This is a genomic window from Undibacterium sp. GW821-FHT07F11 (assembly GCF_059418665.1).
Map to the genome: position 1 here is coordinate 127,352 of NZ_JBWKQH010000004.1, position 13,699 is coordinate 141,050.

The 13,699-nt window shown below is 53.1% G+C and carries 14 protein-coding genes; 7 read left to right on the forward strand and 7 right to left on the reverse strand.

All coding sequences use genetic code 11. The annotated features are described in order from the left end of the window. Window positions 1-13 precede the first annotated feature (13 nt). The 4 genes from eboE to AC07OI_RS11150 are packed head-to-tail and all read left to right on the forward strand — an operon-like array spanning window position 14 to window position 3,591. On the forward strand, window positions 14-1,234 hold the full coding sequence (gene eboE / locus AC07OI_RS11135) for a metabolite traffic protein EboE (RefSeq protein WP_492702301.1): 1,221 nt from the start codon (window positions 14-16) through the stop codon (window positions 1,232-1,234). Further along, window positions 1,231-2,202, forward strand: coding sequence for a UbiA family prenyltransferase (locus AC07OI_RS11140; protein WP_495257261.1), 972 nt, complete (start codon window positions 1,231-1,233; stop codon window positions 2,200-2,202). The genes eboE and AC07OI_RS11140 overlap by 4 nt, the downstream gene beginning before the upstream one ends. Window positions 2,203-2,225: 23 nt before the next feature. After that, window positions 2,226-3,137: an EboA domain-containing protein gene (locus AC07OI_RS11145; protein WP_495257262.1), complete on the forward strand. Its 912-nt coding sequence runs from the start codon at window positions 2,226-2,228 to the stop codon at window positions 3,135-3,137. Between the two features lie 19 nt (window positions 3,138-3,156). Further along, on the forward strand, window positions 3,157-3,591 hold the full coding sequence (locus AC07OI_RS11150; RefSeq protein ID WP_495257263.1) for a GAF domain-containing protein: 435 nt from the start codon (window positions 3,157-3,159) through the stop codon (window positions 3,589-3,591). Window position 3,592: 1 nt separating this feature from the next. Here the strand turns inward: AC07OI_RS11150 and AC07OI_RS11155 are convergent, their stop codons facing one another. After that, entirely contained in the window at window positions 3,593-4,678 is a 1,086-nt protein-coding gene (locus AC07OI_RS11155; protein ID WP_495257264.1) for a hypothetical protein, read from the reverse strand. Between the two features lie 84 nt (window positions 4,679-4,762). Beyond that, complete coding sequence (locus AC07OI_RS11160; protein WP_495257265.1) at window positions 4,763-5,380, reverse strand: class I SAM-dependent methyltransferase; 618 nt, start codon at window positions 5,378-5,380, stop codon at window positions 4,763-4,765. A 212-nt stretch (window positions 5,381-5,592) separates the two neighbouring features. On the opposite strand from AC07OI_RS11160, the gene AC07OI_RS11165 reads away from it, so the two are divergent. The 3 genes from AC07OI_RS11165 (at window position 5,593) to AC07OI_RS11175 (ending at window position 8,028) form a co-directional block, all read left to right on the forward strand. Beyond that, on the forward strand, window positions 5,593-6,045 hold the full coding sequence (locus AC07OI_RS11165; RefSeq protein WP_492702289.1) for a DUF1843 domain-containing protein: 453 nt from the start codon (window positions 5,593-5,595) through the stop codon (window positions 6,043-6,045). Window positions 6,046-6,102: 57 nt separating this feature from the next. After that, on the forward strand, window positions 6,103-7,575 hold the full coding sequence (locus AC07OI_RS11170) for a GDL motif peptide-associated radical SAM/SPASM maturase (protein ID WP_492702287.1): 1,473 nt from the start codon (window positions 6,103-6,105) through the stop codon (window positions 7,573-7,575). A gap of 153 nt (window positions 7,576-7,728) precedes the next feature. After that, window positions 7,729-8,028, forward strand: coding sequence for a DUF1843 domain-containing protein (locus tag AC07OI_RS11175; protein ID WP_492702285.1), 300 nt, complete (start codon window positions 7,729-7,731; stop codon window positions 8,026-8,028). A 152-nt stretch (window positions 8,029-8,180) separates the two neighbouring features. On the opposite strand, the gene AC07OI_RS11180 is transcribed toward AC07OI_RS11175, so the two are convergent. From AC07OI_RS11180 to AC07OI_RS11200, 5 genes are all read right to left on the reverse strand, one after another. Beyond that, complete coding sequence (locus tag AC07OI_RS11180) at window positions 8,181-9,482, reverse strand: lanthionine synthetase LanC family protein (RefSeq protein ID WP_495257266.1); 1,302 nt, start codon at window positions 9,480-9,482, stop codon at window positions 8,181-8,183. Beyond that, entirely contained in the window at window positions 9,479-10,501 is a 1,023-nt protein-coding gene (locus AC07OI_RS11185) for a T3SS effector HopA1 family protein (protein ID WP_495257267.1), read from the reverse strand. Before AC07OI_RS11185 ends, AC07OI_RS11180 begins: the two co-directional genes overlap by 4 nt. Next, window positions 10,498-11,607: a phosphotransferase family protein gene (locus AC07OI_RS11190; protein ID WP_495257268.1), complete on the reverse strand. Its 1,110-nt coding sequence runs from the start codon at window positions 11,605-11,607 to the stop codon at window positions 10,498-10,500. Before AC07OI_RS11190 ends, AC07OI_RS11185 begins: the two co-directional genes overlap by 4 nt. Window positions 11,608-11,797: 190 nt before the next feature. Further along, entirely contained in the window at window positions 11,798-12,913 is a 1,116-nt protein-coding gene (locus tag AC07OI_RS11195) for a hypothetical protein (protein WP_492702277.1), read from the reverse strand. Between the two features lie 171 nt (window positions 12,914-13,084). Further along, window positions 13,085-13,534 carry a hypothetical protein gene (locus AC07OI_RS11200; protein ID WP_492702275.1) on the reverse strand — a complete coding sequence of 150 codons (450 nt, stop codon included), beginning with the start codon at window positions 13,532-13,534 and terminating at the stop codon, window positions 13,085-13,087. Window positions 13,535-13,699 lie beyond the last annotated feature (165 nt).

The window sequence follows — 13,699 nt, forward strand, 5'->3', positions numbered from 1 at the left end:
AGAAGAGGCTGACATGCAATTATCCCTGCCACCGCAAAACGTGCATTTGACTTACTGCACGAATATACATGCGGGCGAAAGCTGGGATGAAGTAGTGGTCAGCCTGGATGAAACTATTCCAGTACTCAGGAAGAAATTGGAGCTTGTTGATGGCCAAGCTTTTGGCATAGGTTTGCGCCTGTCAGCCATCGCTGCCGATAGTCTGGCCAGGCCTGTAGTCTTGCAAGAATTCAAGGCGCAACTGCAAAGGCTGGATGCCTATGTATTCACCATCAACGCCTTTCCTTATGGACCATTTCATACGGTCAGAGTGAAAGAACAAGTCTATCTGCCTGACTGGCGCGATGAAGAGCGCTTGCGCTATACCAGGCAATGCGCATTGATTTTGAGCCAGCTCTTGCCTGACGGTATGGAGGGCAGTATTTCCACTGTCCCCGGTGCATTCAAATCTGAAACGCAAACAGAGTATGCGCAGCAGCAAATTGTCGATCAGCTCATAGAGGCGGTTGCCATGCTGGCCCAGTTGGAACAACAAAGTGAAAAATGCATAGCCCTGGCATTGGAACCAGAACCTTGCTGCTTTCTTGAAACCATGGCTGAGACCACGGCCTTTTTTTGTGGCCAGTTGTGGGCACAGGACAGTATAAGCAAGCTGGCAGAATTATGCACCTGTACAGAAGCGCAAGCCGCCCGTCTGATGCGCCGTCATCTGGGTGTCTGCTATGACGTTTGCCATGCGGCTGTCGAATTTGAAGATCCTGTCAGTGCAATGCAAACTTTGACCGATCTGGGCATACGCATACCCAAGATACAGTTGTCCTGCGCCTTGCGCATCCCTGTCATGCATGCTGACATGGTGAATGAACTGCGGCGTTTTGATGATGGCGTGTATTTGCACCAGGTCGTGGTCCAGAATCAGGATAGCTTGCAGCGCTATACCGACCTGCCTGCTGCGCTGGCTGCTTATCAGGCTGGTCAGGCTGATGGTGAATGGCGTGTGCACTGCCATGTACCGATATTCTGGGACAGTGAAGAGCAATTGAGTTCAACACTGGGTTCAACCAGGACTGATTTGCTGGCGACTCTGCAAGCTTTGCGCAGGCAAGATCTTTCCGGTCATCTTGAAGTCGAAACCTATACCTGGGATGTCTTGCCCGCACATTTAAAAACTGAATCCAAAGCCCACGCGATTGCGCGTGAGCTGAGCTTTATCATGAAAGAACTGCTGACATGAATACTTTAGTGATGAACAACAGCCGCATGGGTATTTATTTGCGGCTGGGCCGGGTGTCCAACCTGCCTACGGTATGGACCAATGTGCTGGCGGGTGCCATCGTTGCTGGCAGCATTACTGGCCGCTCCTTGTCCCTTATGCATACCTTATTGGTCATGCTGGCGATTTCTTTTTTTTACTGCGCGGGCATGTATCTGAATGATGCCTTTGACCGCGAAATCGATGCTCGTGAAAGACCAGGGCGACCCATTCCTTCAGGCCAGATCAGCGCCAGGGCAGTGTTTGCCATCGGCTTTGTCTTGCAGGTTGCGGGCATTGCCATACTCAGTTACTACGGCACCTGGGCCATCGTTTGCGGTTGCGCACTGGCAGCCACCATCTTGCTGTACAACGTCTGGCACAAGGGGAATCCGCTTAGTCCGCTGATCATGGGTCTGTGCCGCGCTCTCGTGTATTTTGCAGCCGCGGCCAGTGCCATGGTTATCACCGGTAACGTGGCCGATGATAATTTGCTTAATGCTGGCAGCAGCCTGCCTTTGACAAATACCGTGCTGGTGAATACCACCGTGGTGCTGGCGGCACTCGCTATCTGGGCGCATGTGGTCGGGCTGACTTATGCAGCAAAACAAGAGAGCCTGAATCGCCTGGGCAGTCTGTGGCCCTTGCTGATACTGGCCCTGCCCGTACTTTTGTATGGCAGCCGCTCTGTCACCAGTTGGGCTGATGGTGGCCTGGCTTTATTGATGTTGCTGGCCCTGATCATGGCTGACATTATTGCTGTGCGCTTGCTGATCACCCGTCATATCGCGGGTGCGGTACCCAAGGCTGTGGCGCAATTGATTGCGGCAACTTCCTTGCTGGATGCGCTGGTGATAGCCATCGCCGGTGGTGGTGTTGCTGCCGTAACGTTTTGCCTGTGTGCCTTTGTCATGACCAGGGTTTTGCAACGTGTCATTCCCGGAACCTGATCCATCATTTGAAGGCTGCCATCATGAGACATCCATCCTTAGAAGAAATGCAGGCACTTACCCCAACCGCCTCAGCCCTGTCGCAACTCGATATCTGGATCGCCGCGCGCAGCTCACCCGAAGCCTTGCTGTGGTTTCGCCTGCAATGCCAGCAAATCAGTACGGCAAAGCAGGAGCGTGATGTCTACCGTGCCATGGGCATGGCTTCGCGCAAGCTGGGCAAACTAGATTTGAATTTAAGCAACGATGAACTGGCGGCGGCGAATTTACTGCGTCCCGGTTTCGATCCTTCAGGCTGGAGTACCGATATCGCTGCCAGGGTTGCTTTCATACTCGCCAGCTATGCCGGTGATGAGGCGCAATTTGCCAGCCAGCTTGACAGCATCGCTGACAGTGCTGAAATCAATGAATTGATTGCCCTGTATTCCGGCTTTCCCTTGTATCCCGCAGCCAGTGCGATAGAACACCGGGCCCGTGAAGCCATACGCTCCAGCATGCGCCCTATCTTTGAAGCGATGGCGCATCGTAATCCTTATCCCATGCAGGCATTTGATGAGGCAGCCTGGAACCAGATGGTCGTCAAATGCTTTTTTCTCGATAGTCCCTTGTGGCCAGTGCAAGGACTGGAACAAAGAAATAATCCAGCCCTGGCACGCATCCTGATCGACCTGGCGCATGAACGCTGGGCTGCAGGGCGCGCCATCAGCCCCGAGCTATGGCGTTGCGTAGCACCACAACTTGATGCTGTAGGTGAGGCTGAATTGTTGCGCGCGCTGGAGCAAGGCAGCATGGCAGAGCGGTTGGCTATCGCCAAGAGCCTGCCTGCACATGACAGCAAAATTCGCAATTTATGCCAGCAACAGAATCTGATAACGGCAGCGAAAGACTTGAACTGGCAAGAACTGTTGCAAGAGCCGCAGCAAGTGCAACATTAATACACAAAGGAGATTCAATATGTTTGAAAAAAATAATGAACACCAGCAATGGCTGGAAGCCAGCATCGCCAATCTGGACGCTGCCGCCGGTACTATCCATATACAGCGCGGAGAAGATTTATACCTGAGTGCCGCCTTGCGCATACCAGAACCCGTACTCGCCATCGTCGCCCATGTCAGCCATGGCAAGGGCATGGCGGGTGCGGCGCAGCTGAGTAAAGCCCCTGTGCAGACCTGCAATCTGCAAGACGATAAAAGCGGCAATATCCGTCCCGGTGCCAAGGCTGTTGGTGCCCAGGCGGCGATCGCTATTCCCTTGCTCAGCAAGGCAGGCGATGTCATGGCGGTGGTCGGCTTTGCCTGGCAAAAAGAAGGTGACCCTGCAGAGTGGGTGGCACAAGCACCTTTCCCGGATAAGCTGGCTGAACTGACTGCGCGCCTGCAAGCGGCTTGATTTAGTTTTCGGGCAGGATCAATTTACGCACATAGCCTTCCAGTGCCACGGTTTCTCCATCCGCATTGGTGATGGGGCGGCCGGGTAGACCCATGCCTTCGCTGATGAATACTGTATTGCCTGCCACGCATAAATTCGATGGAGTATCCAGGTGCCTTGCAAGACAAGTCACTGTGCGCTTGTCCAGATCAAAGCAAAGCAGGCGGCCAGAATAACGTTTGAAGCCACCATGCCAGGCGGTTTGCGGTATTTCATCTACTGGCATGGGCTCTAAAAAATCATCGCATAATTCCAGCACCAGCAATTGCCCTTGTTCAGTAAAAGCCATACCTGTGGCCAGTGTCAGGCCTGTGATTACGGTGCTGACTTCACCTGTATCAAGATCGAGCCTGACGATTTTACTGACACCCTTCTCAAAGTTAATACCCGTCTTGCCAGCATCGTCCTGCAATTCGCCTGAGAACAGGGAGATCAGTACTGGCTGGCTGCCACTCGATGGTCGCCAGCTTTGATCAAGAATCACCGTCACCGGCACAGCATGCTGACCACCAGACAAATCTGGCAGCACACCAACTACAGCTTCTGCTTGGTCATCTACAAACTCTATGGCCTGATTGGTATCAGGCTTCACGGTCAGCCAACTTTGTCTTTGCGGGTGATAGCACAGCGCATTCAGGTTGCCGCTACTGTGGAATACAGCTTGCGGTGGCAGGGTAGTCAAATCCAGGATGCGTGAACCGGCTACATAGTCTGTCTGGCTCAGCAGCCAGCGACCACCACCATAAGCGATATCCGCCAGGCCAAATATTTCATCCCTGCACATGCGTGACTGCATATTCATGGAGCGAAAGCCATCAGCGAGTACTTCCCGTTTCACATACTCAGCTTCTGCATCCTGTTTGAACTGCAATAGACGGCCAGAAAAAACTTGTTCAGCATCGCCGCTGCCTGCTTCTACCAGCAGCAGGCTGCCATCCTGCTTGAGCTTGATGCCGCGTGGATTATTCAGCCCGCGCAAGATGATGCGGGAAGCGCAGCGTTGCTGGATCATGAGTTGCGGTAGAACGATGGGGGGCGGGTTTGCCATGGAGTGAATCTGAATGGGGCTTGTCAATGCAGGACAGTGTTTCACAAAAGATAAATATGGTCAATGTGATATGTATTTTTCCTACTATGACAAGGCCTGGCGAAAAGCCAGTCGCGTCCAGGTCACCCCGTTTTGCTGGTTCAGTTTTTGTATTGATGCCGTCTGTACATTCAAGATGGGTTCCAGGCTTTGCAGAGCAGCCAGTTCTATGGTCTCTGCTGCGCTGACATCAAACAAGCGTCGCCCGGCAGGGACAGGGCCGTGACGCAGCGACAGTATCAGGGTCGCAGATGCATTCATCAAAGCTGCCAGTCTGGGCATGGCCTGCTGGCGTTGTGCTGCATCAAGATGCATCCACACAGCACTCAGCATGATGAGGTCGAAAGTCTGATTCATGGCGCACAGCCTCGACAAGTCTGGCAGGCTGTCATCCAGCCACGTAATGCGGGGTGAATCATGCAGCGCTATGCCCGGCAAGCGCAACTCCCGCGTTGGCTCTACCGCGACTACGCTATGTCCCATGGCAGCAAACACCGCCGCATCCTTGCCTATGCCTGAACCTATATCCAGTACATGACAGGGCGCTGCTGGTAACAAGTGCAAGACCATGGCGTGGTGTTCTTGAAAGGAAATTTCCTGCCACTGCTGCACCAGACAAACAGCCATCTCGGCATAGCCTTCGGTGCCACTGATTTTATTCACATGCATGTTCTGACTATCGTGTTTTACCGGAAATGAAGATTGTAAATCACTGCTTCGAATATCTTTACTTAAAAAAAGAATAATGACATTGACTTTTCGATAATTGAAAATATACTAAGTAAGCTTGCCATATTGATAGCAGGCAGGTTTCCAGAATTTCATAGATACCCACCCCAGTTTCATAACCCGTACTCACCTCAAGGAGTAATTTTATGACTACCAGTAAAGAATCTTATGGCGGTTTTATCCCTCTGTATGCAGTGGCAATGAGCGATGCAATTGCTAGTGGCGATGCAGCAAAAATGAGCGCTGCACGTGATGCCGCGTTTAGCCACCTGGCAGCCGCGGCTGATGTTGCCCGTCTTTTGCCTGAGCTGGAAAGCGCGATCAAAAGCAAGGGCGGTATTATCCGCCCTTTGTATGCCGTCACGATACAAGATGCCGTCGCCCGTGGCGATCAGGTTGAAATTGCCCGCATTAAATCCGAACTGGCTTCCTACAGCAATCTGCTCGGAGGGGTCAGCAATACTGCCGCCGCATTTCATCCTGTCACACCTTACGGCGTCGCAATTCAGGACGCGCAGGCGCGCGGTGATCAGGCCGAAGTGGATCGCCTGAAAGAACTCGCGCAAAGTTTGCTGGCACAACTCAACGCCGGTAAATAAGCAGTCACCTCTTTATCGCAAATGCCAGCTTGCTGGCGTTTGCCACCGGAGCCAAGTATGGAACAAACTCCTCTCTTATCTCAAGCTTCTCAAGCTTCCCAACCTGCCAGGGCGCGCACCTTGTCAGACCTCAACGGTCATACCCCTGTGCACGTCGTGTGGGAAATCACTCTCGCCTGCAATTTGAAATGCAGCCACTGCGGTTCACGTGCAGGCAAGCGCAGAGTGGGCGAACTCTCCACCGAAGAAGCCTTCTCCGTGATTGATCAACTAGCCGCTCTGGGCACGCGTGAAATCACTTTGATAGGTGGCGAAGCCTTCTTGCGCAAGGACTGGCTGCAAATGGTGGAGCGTATCGCTGGTCACGGCATACGGGTAGGCATGCAAACTGGTGCCCGCAACCTCAATACTGCCAGGCTGGAAGCAGGCAAGCAGGCTGGTTTGTTTGGCATAGGCGTGTCCATCGATGGCATGAAAGATTATCACGACAGGGTGCGTGGTGTGGTCGGTTCCTGGAATGATGCCCTGCGTGCCATGGAAACCGCCAAGTCCCTGGGCCTGGGTGTCAGTTGTAATACCCAGATAGGGGCAGAGACCATAGATCAACTGGAGCCTCTGTTCAACCGCATCATCGAAGCCGGCGCCACTCACTGGCAACTGCAAATCACAGTCGCCATGGGCAATGCGGTAGAAAATGATCACCTCTTGTTGCAACCACACCGTGTGCTGGAACTCATGCCCTTGTTGAACCGTCTTTACCATGAAGGCCAGCAGCGCGGCTTGCTGCTGACCTTTGGCAACAACCTCGGTTACTTCGGCCCCTTCGAGCATCACTGGCGTGGCCTGGGGGATGAAACCCTGCACTGGACAGGTTGTGCTGCAGGCCAGAATGTCATCGGCCTGGAAGCCGATGGCACCATCAAGGGCTGCCCATCACTGGCGACGGAAACCTATGGTGGCGGCAATGTCCGTGACACTGCCGTGGCAGAATTGTGGAACACGTCTGAAGCCCTGCACTTTGGCCGCATGCGCAATATCGATTCGCTGTGGGGCCATTGCCGGACCTGCTACTACGCCGATGTTTGCCGTGGTGGCTGCACCTGGACTTCAGATTCCCTGTTCGGCAAGCCAGGCAATAATCCCTATTGCCACTACCGCGCACTGAAGCTGGAGAAACGCGGTATACATGAAAAAATCCGCAAAGTGGCACCAGCGCCTGACAAGCCTTTTGCCATAGGCAGGTTTGAATTGTATGAAGAAGCGATTCCAGGAAGGCAAGTGCTGCCAGAAGAACCTGCGCCAGCACCAAGGGTAGCAGAACGCACCAGCAGTAATCCTTTACCTGAACTGGACCTGTGCCGCGGCTGCAATGAATATATCTGGCCAGATGAAACCGAGTGCCCGCACTGTCATGCCGATGTCGCCGCAGCAGCACAAAAATATGCTATTGAAGAAGCCAGACGGCAAGCCGTCATGACAGAACTCAAGAGCGTACTTGATCGTTTGCATGTGCTGACCAGCACAGCCTGATGATCAAAGCCCGGCATTGTTTTTTTGCCGGGATAGTTTTGGTGTCGAAGTATATTTTACTTAATCCGCAAGGCAGTTAACTGATCGCATTCATTGCTTACTCATGGCCCGCTCATTGTCGATTAACTGTCTGCATTTCTTGAAGGAGTAGATATGGTTTCCCCAACTCACGCCGCACCCATGGCCGCCTTGTACGGCGTACCCATCCATGAAGCTATTGCAAGTGGTGATCTCGGCAAGATCGTTGCCATCCGCGATCAGGCACTCGATTACCTGGCTGCAGCATCAGAAATAGAGCGTCTCTTGCCATCACTGGAAGCTGCGATGAAAGCCAAGGGCTTGCCGCCACAGGCTTTGTATGGCGTATCCATACAAGATGCAGTGACACGCGGTGACCAGGCTGAAATTGCGCGTTTGAAAGCACAAGTGGCTTATTACAGTCGCTTGTTTTAAGGTCTAAAAAGACAAACGGCAGTTTATCTCGTAGGTTGGGCTACGCTTCATCAGCCCAACACTTGGCTTAAACAAACGTATACGTTATTTAAACGCCGAGTGTTGGGTTGGTAAACCGCAGCCCAACCTACGAACTCAATCATTGTGACACCTCAACTCACCACCTTCTCCGGCGGCGTCACAATCAACACCGAAGGCACAGCCTCTGGATTATATAGGCGCAAATAAAAGTGCCCTATCCCTGCCGTCCCCAGCATCAGGTTAGGCGTTTCACCCGTACCAGCCACCCCGCAAGGCCAGGGCATGTCGGACTGGCCGTAATGCTGCCAGCCTTCCTGCCCTATTTTTTCTGCGACCTGGGTCAGGTCAGGGCGTTTCAGATATTGTCCCGCCATGATCATCAATTCAGCATTGCCGCATGCGCCATGGCATAGTGAAAAATTACCGACGCCATGTACCCAGGCAGGCATCAGCGAACTGGCGGTGGTTTGTATGGCGGCATTCAATTCCTGCATGAGCATGGCATCATCCGGCATCAAGGCCACATTGCGCAGGCGTGACAAACCTATGCCGGGTGCGCCATGACACCATGCCATGTTATAGACTGGCGGAGCATCAGCCTGGCTGGCATCCATGATGCGTAAGTCTGGCCAGTTATTATGCTGGGCGCTGAACAGGCCACGCTCATACCGCAAGCCTTCATTCGCCCCGTCCAGGTAACGCTTTTCACCCGTGGCGCGATACAGTTCCAGCAAGGCAGTGACGATGCCCGCCACGCCATGCGAGTGCCCGGTCAGATGTTTTTGTCCTGGTACGTGCATGGTTTCCCATGACCAGCCTGCGTCGCTTTTGCTCGCATGTGCCAGCAAATAATCACCATGAGTTTGCGCCAGCGCGATGAAGTCAGGGCGCTGGTGTTCCAGCCCCAGTTTCAGCATGGCAGGTATGGCACCAGCACTGCCGCCTATGACGTCAATGAACATCGCATCGGGTGCCTGTTCTGTGAGGCTGGCCATTTCGCGCAGGCCACGTGCTACCAGGGCTTCGTTCTTCAACAATGTGCCTATCCGTACCAGCACATAGGCAAAGCCGCTGCTGCCTGCATAAAAACCACTACGTGCTGCGCCCTGCATTTTGTCAGACAGCGACAGGGCCTGGTTCAATGCACCTTCCAGCACCCGCTTTTGCTGTTTGTCTCCACTGAACTGGTACAACTCCGCGAGGAACAATGCGATGCCACTGGTACCACCATACAGGTCACTGGCAAAGGAACGGTAAGCTGGCACCCAGGCTTGATTCACGGCTTCCATCGACCAGCCCAGCCAGTTGCAACGTGCGCCATCCCAGACGGCATCACGGCATAAGCTGCGGCCTATACGGTCAGCCACCTCAAGATAGACTTCCTTGTACGAATTTATTGCTGCGCTTATAGGTCCGTCTATAGGTGCATTCATAGTTGCAAGCCTCCGTTAAATACCGGTGTTTCAAATAAATTGACTGAATTGCGATTCAGGTAGGGGGTACGCATATCGATGCCATTCGCGGCGAAGCGTTTTTGTACAGCATCTGCGCGCGCATCCACGCTTTGTGAGCCAGCCAGCCACGCATCGACCATACCTTCGGCTACCAGCCTGCACCTATGCATGCCGAAGCTCTCACCTGTGCCTGGCTCTTCTGCCACGCCTATGCCATCAATCAGGGTTTTGCAGAACATGGGCGTGAGGGGGCGTAGTTTGCTGCCCAGGCTTGCATGCAAATCCTGTACCAGTGCTGCCACCATGGGGTAATGGCGTTTGGCGATATACAGCACGGCTGCATCTGCACGCCGGTAGGCGCTGGCGTCAACCAGTGTTTTATAGCGGAAGGGCAGTGCATAGCGGTTGAGTTGCGTCGTCAGGCCATATAGCAATTCTGCCGCTGCACTGGCTGGTACATTGAAGTAAAAACGGATGAGTTCATAGTCGTCAAACTGGTCAGACAGATTGCTGCCAAAGGCATAGTAAAACCCTTGCTGCATATCGGCAGTACCCGGATAGACGCGTAAGTTAACCAGCTCGCCCGCTACAGGTGCCATACCCGGCCATTTGTTGGCGGCATATTCACCCACGACTGCAGTACGGCTGCGTTCACCTTTTTGTATCATGACGCGGCCGTCGGGGCTTTGCTGATAAATTTTCCAGCCAGGATCCCAGCGGTCTGGCGTCTGGTTGGCCTGGCTCAGGTTGGGTACCAGGCTTTGTGAAGCTTGTATCGGTTCACCCACAGTATCACGTACATAATACATGCCATACAGGCTGCTATTGATGGCGGCGATCAGGTCTTGCGCAGGATTAGTCTGACCAGTGGCCGTGACGACAGGAATTGCTGCGCTACTGCCAAATGCATAGCTATTCTGGTTGTGGATCTGCAAGGCTGCGTAGATGCCTTTCAATTCTTCGATCATGGCTGTATTGTTCATGCATTCATCACTCATGATGGCAGCTCCCCGCTAAATCCGTACAGGGCAGATGCAGCCTGGCGTGGATTGCGTAAAATATTCTGACTGACTTGCAATAAGGTCGCCGCATGATTGGTCATGACGGGCGAGTAGTAGAGTGATTCAAAAACAGTCTGCACCATGCGGGCAGCACCATATTCTATGCAGCGCAGCAGGTAGGCATACGCCTGGGATTTGTCGATACCCGCCGTTTGTACATAGCTGCGCCAGAAGGCATGGATGGATGGATACATCCCTTCCAGCGGGTAAATGGCTTTGTCAACAAAGCTGGTAGGATTGAAATCATGATATAGCGGCATGGAATAAATCCATGAGGTCAGATAGGCTTGCAGCACTGCACCTGTATCCCAGCTGGCATCGCCGTAGTCAACCAGTTCCCAATCTATGATGCGAATCGCTATTTCACCACCAGGACCCGGATACACCACGCAGTTATCCCATTTCATATCACCATGGATAATGCTGTCGTAGCGCCAGCCTTGTGCCAGCCGCGCCAGGTTTTGTTGCAGATCAGGGTATTGCCTGATCAGGGCTCCAAGCTGCTGCACACCACCACTCAGGGTATTACCTGCCTGCATGCTGTTTTGATGAAAACTTAAAATCCATGGCACCATGCGCGGGAAGCTGCTCAAGTCTTCTGTCTGCAAAGTTTTGCCACGCAGGGTCTGGTGATAGCTGCCCAACGCAGCTCCCAGCAACTTGCCTATCTCGGCCGGGAATGTTTTTTTGCGCGCATGAAATTCCGTCAGGTTTTCACCGCCAGGCAAGAGACTGATAGTCAGGCAATGGCGTGCTGCATCATGATCAACAAAGCTGGGCATGAGTCCTGCCAATGCTTCATAACCATTTTTTTTCGACATGCGGTAGCAGGCAGCTTCGCGCTGCATGGTCGACATCGCCATCGGTTCGATTTCCTTGATCTGCTTGACGAACAGGCCAGAACCATCGCGCCGTATGATCTTGTAATTGCGATTGCGCCTGCCAGCCTCTACCACCATAAAATCACCATCAACGACCACTGCCGGTGGGATCGTGCCACGCGCCAGCAGATAGTGGGCCATATTGGAAGCGGTTAAAAACATCCCTGATACTCCTTAGATTAAAGCAAGAAAAATGACTTACAGTCCACTTTCATGCCGAAACCCCAGGTGCAAATAATTGCACTTGGGGTTTGCGAAGAATGAGTCAGCCCGCGGCCGGAAATATATCCCGACCGTTTTTTACCAGGGCTGATCAAACTACTTTGTGCTGCTTTGGTTCACTTGCTCCCTGTTAGCAAAATCCGGGCGCAGTGACATTGCCGCAAATTGGCATGTTATGCGTAGGAATAACAGGCCCCACCGTCATAGGCAGGCAAGTGTGACCACAAATCGGCATGTTATGAGTTGGAATAACAGGGCCAACTGTCATAGGCAGGCAAGTGCAACCAAGCAGATGAGTTGGTGCTATCGTTTGTGTGCAAACCGTGGCAGCAGTGTGGCAAACAGCGGCAGCAACGGTTGGGCAATGTGGTGGTGCCGACAGCGGTGGCTGGCAACCATGCCACGCGGTATGACCACAAAATTGCGGCGCGGCCGTGCAAAAGTGAACGCCAGTCTGGCCGACTTGTTGCTGTTGTTGTGCCTCCAGTGTAGGAGGAGGGCAAACGAAGCAATGTGTAGCATTCGTTGGATTCATTGCCTGTGCTTGTTGAGGTGCCGCTTGCTGCGCCTCAATGGTGAATGGTGGGCAAATGAAGCAATGGGTGCTGGCAGTAGGATTTGTAGTTGGATAGAAAGCCTGTTGTGCCTGCTGTGCTTGTGGTGGCGCGCAACCCTGCCATGCAGTGTTACCGCAAAATTGTGGAGCGGCAGTGCAATGCTGGACGCCGGTTGGACCAAGAGGTGGGCAAGGCTGCCACGCAGTGTTACCGCAAAATTGGGGAGCCGCTGTGCAATGTTGTACACCAGTCGGGCCCACATTGGCCTGCGCCGCAAATTGCTGAGCAGGCGCAGCAGCGCCAGCAAAGTTTTGTGCTTGTGCTGGTGCAGCCACGCCACCATTAAATACTGGTGGTTGGGTTTGCACTATGGTCGTGTTGATGGTTGTGGTCACTGGAATATGCGTACCAGCCTGGCATTGTATGCCGCACAGCGGGTTATTGTGGGTGACGATATGGCATATCACAGGGCTGGTATGCGGGAAGCACTGCTGTGGTTGTGTCAGGTGACAAACGGCTGGCAATGTTTGAGGGAAACATTGCGGTGGTTGCGTCACATGGCAGATGACCGGCAAAGTATGTGGCAGGCATTGTGGCGGTTGTGTTGGATGACAAATGACCGGTAAAGTATGAGGCAGGCATTGCGGTGGTAATGTCTGTATATGGCAAATCGGTAATTGAGTGGACATAGCAAACTCTCCTAAGAGTGGCACTACATTTCATGAACGATAGGGACAACAAGGGAACAAACTAATGGCAACATTTCCTGCCTCAGGACGAGGCAATGCTAGCGCCATTCTTCACACATTCGCATGAGAAAAAGGCCCGTTAAATCAGCGACCCTTCACATCACGAATATTTCAATTGGGTTTATCCGGGCAACCCTGCCATGCGGTATTGCCGCAAACAGCCGGGGCTTGCGTGCAGTTCAGGACACCTGTAGGCCCACTGGCAACCGCAGCCTGGGCTGCATTGGCTGCAGCGGTAGCTGCTTGCCCGCTTTGTATGGGGCCGCTGAAAAAGCTCATCTTGGTGTCTGCCACGCTCTTGCCTTTGCGAATCAGCTCGGCGTCGGCCTTGACCCAGACATAGGCTGTTTCCAGTGGATTATTGCTGTTGGCGGATGCTGTGGCCGTGTGCAAAATTGCCTCGCTGGGGATTTCATAATATTCATTCAGTACCGCGTTCAGATACAGGCGCGTATAGCCTTCAAGTGCAGAATTACCCACAAAGCCATTGAGTAACACCACCTCGGGAATATTCGCCGGATCGGCAGCCAATACTTCTACAAAATACTTGTCTTTCGCCATCACAGTTCTCCATTTGGTTGAAACTGAAACGCAGGCCAGGCATCGGGCTTTTCAGATGCCTGATTGCGGATTCAGAAAATTTTGGATAACAATAAAAACTCAGCAGACAGAAGCCAGACCCCTGCCATGCAGCCACAACATGCGCCTCTGTTACAGCAAGATGAC

What these genes read in the sequence shown, in the direction of transcription:
- eboE (WP_492702301.1), top strand. Translation starts at nt 14, where the DNA reads ATGCAATTATCCCTGCCACCGCAAAACGTGCATTTGACTTACTGCACG.
- AC07OI_RS11140 (WP_495257261.1), top strand. Translation starts at nt 1,231, where the DNA reads ATGAATACTTTAGTGATGAACAACAGCCGCATGGGTATTTATTTGCGG.
- AC07OI_RS11145 (WP_495257262.1), top strand. Translation starts at nt 2,226, where the DNA reads ATGAGACATCCATCCTTAGAAGAAATGCAGGCACTTACCCCAACCGCC.
- AC07OI_RS11150 (WP_495257263.1), top strand. Translation starts at nt 3,157, where the DNA reads ATGTTTGAAAAAAATAATGAACACCAGCAATGGCTGGAAGCCAGCATC.
- AC07OI_RS11155 (WP_495257264.1), bottom strand. Translation starts at nt 4,678, where the DNA reads ATGGCAAACCCGCCCCCCATCGTTCTACCGCAACTCATGATCCAGCAA.
- AC07OI_RS11165 (WP_492702289.1), top strand. Translation starts at nt 5,593, where the DNA reads ATGACTACCAGTAAAGAATCTTATGGCGGTTTTATCCCTCTGTATGCA.
- AC07OI_RS11170 (WP_492702287.1), top strand. Translation starts at nt 6,103, where the DNA reads ATGGAACAAACTCCTCTCTTATCTCAAGCTTCTCAAGCTTCCCAACCT.
- AC07OI_RS11175 (WP_492702285.1), top strand. Translation starts at nt 7,729, where the DNA reads ATGGTTTCCCCAACTCACGCCGCACCCATGGCCGCCTTGTACGGCGTA.
- AC07OI_RS11180 (WP_495257266.1), bottom strand. Translation starts at nt 9,482, where the DNA reads ATGAATGCACCTATAGACGGACCTATAAGCGCAGCAATAAATTCGTAC.
- AC07OI_RS11185 (WP_495257267.1), bottom strand. Translation starts at nt 10,501, where the DNA reads ATGAGTGATGAATGCATGAACAATACAGCCATGATCGAAGAATTGAAA.
- AC07OI_RS11190 (WP_495257268.1), bottom strand. Translation starts at nt 11,607, where the DNA reads ATGTTTTTAACCGCTTCCAATATGGCCCACTATCTGCTGGCGCGTGGC.
- AC07OI_RS11195 (WP_492702277.1), bottom strand. Translation starts at nt 12,913, where the DNA reads ATGTCCACTCAATTACCGATTTGCCATATACAGACATTACCACCGCAA.
- AC07OI_RS11200 (WP_492702275.1), bottom strand. Translation starts at nt 13,534, where the DNA reads ATGGCGAAAGACAAGTATTTTGTAGAAGTATTGGCTGCCGATCCGGCG.